The sequence below is a fragment of the Mesorhizobium sp. P5_C1 genome (assembly GCF_054049815.1).
Map to the genome: position 1 here is coordinate 1 of NZ_JBFULQ010000884.1, position 1,539 is coordinate 1,539.

Here is a 1,539-nt window from a genome sequence, read left to right on the forward strand (position 1 = left end):
GTGTATGATTTGCTCTTTTGGGCACAGGACCTGGCAATGGGAGGCAGACAACAACCGCTGCTAATTGTCATCGATGAAGCCCATCGCTTTGTCCCAGAAGGGAGTGGCAGTGCCGCTCACCGCACGTTGTCGACAATTGCAAAAGAGGGTCGCAAGTATGGAACCGGGCTCATGCTCGTGACTCAACGTCCGTCGGAGGTTGACAGTGCGGTGCTGAGTCAGTGCGGTTCGCTAATTGCACTCAGGCTTACAAACGCGTCTGACAGAAGCAAGGTTGGGGCCGCGGTTCCCGACGACCTTGGTGGGCTGGTAGATCAGTTGTCTTCCCTGAGGACCGGTGAGGGCATCTTTGTTGGCGAAGTAATGCCCATACCTTCGAGGGTTCGTGTTCGTAAAGCTATGCACAAGCCGATGGGAGACGACCCAAAGCTACCAGAGGCCTGGCAGGTCGTCCCGCGACCAGAGGGAAAGCTGTATACAAAGGCGCTAAGCATGTGGCGTAGGCAGACCACGTCGACCGAGGATGAGGCGACGAAAGCAGAGGGGGATTCAGATGCCTGACATGGTTTTTGTGGATTCAAAAAACGTGGAAGCGATTGGGTACGATGGCGCCACCCAAGAGTTGCACATCCGTTTTCTGAAGTCGGGAGAGACATACATCTACTATTCGGTCGAAGAATGGGTACACCAAGAGCTAATGCAGGCAGACTCAAAGGGAAACTATCTTAATAAAAACATCAAGCCGCGGTACCAATTTGGTAGGCTGTAGCTTCTATCGTACATGATGCAAGACCGCAAAAAGCGACTACACTGCGGCGGGAGCATGGTGGATGAAAACTGAACTGGCATAAGAATGGGCAAAGCGGTACGTTGCCGAGTTGCATTCCCTATCTAACAACGAGTCAAAGCTGGCGGGTCATTGGCAATTGGATTTCCGAACACATTTCGAGATATCTGCAAAACGCGTTGGCAAGCCGGATTTGTCGCGGCGTCTTGCACTCAGCTTCGAATACCTGCGGTGACGCGACCAGGATCGACAGGCACTTGGCTCTAGACGTTGCAACGTTGAAGCGGTTCAGGCTGTAGAGGAATTCCATGCCTCGTGGAGCATCCGCGTGCGTTGACGAAGCCATCGAATAGATGGCGATCGGTGCCTCCTGTCCCTGAAATTTGTCAACCGTACCGACCCTGGCGTCGGGCAGGCGCTGCTGAATTTCGAAAACCTGCGCRTTATAGGGAGCGATGATCAGGATATCATCGAGGCTGATGGCCGCTTCTTTTCCATCCCGATTGGTCCAACGTGTATCTGAAAGCAGCACATGATCGACAAGGCGATGAATGGCGTGGGCTTCCTCGGGTGAGGAGTTTTGATTGCCGTCGTGGGCGACAGGTAGATAGCGCAGGCCAGAACCGTTGATCGGACCTCTTGAGATGATCTGGCCCTCAAGGCCGGGACGCGACTGCAGCTTGCTCTCATAAAACAGTTCAGAGGTGAACGCGCATAGATCCGGATGCAGCCGCCAGGTCTCTTCCAGAAAG

The 1,539-nt window shown here is 53.9% G+C and carries 3 protein-coding genes; 2 read left to right on the forward strand and 1 reads right to left on the reverse strand.

Going from position 1 to position 1,539, the window contains the following annotated elements; translation table 11 throughout:
• Together ACXJ7R_RS32240 and ACXJ7R_RS32245 are read left to right on the forward strand one after the other, a co-directional pair.
• Positions 1-561 (forward strand): ATP-binding protein (locus ACXJ7R_RS32240; protein WP_457155333.1); only part of this gene is annotated, 561 nt, incomplete at its 5' end.
• A gap of 1 nt (position 562) precedes the next feature.
• Positions 563-769 (forward strand): KTSC domain-containing protein, encoded by a 207-nt coding sequence (locus ACXJ7R_RS32245; protein ID WP_457155335.1) that lies wholly within the window; start codon positions 563-565, stop codon positions 767-769.
• Positions 770-902: 133 nt separating this feature from the next.
• Here ACXJ7R_RS32245 and ACXJ7R_RS32250 read toward each other — a convergent pair.
• On the reverse strand, positions 903-1,539 hold a 637-nt coding region (locus ACXJ7R_RS32250), incomplete at its 5' end, for a DEAD/DEAH box helicase (RefSeq protein ID WP_457155334.1).

Bases quoted from the DNA above. Each gene is read 5' to 3' on its own strand.
- ACXJ7R_RS32245 (WP_457155335.1), top strand. From the start codon at position 563: ATGGTTTTTGTGGATTCAAAAAACGTGGAAGCGATTGGGTACGATGGC.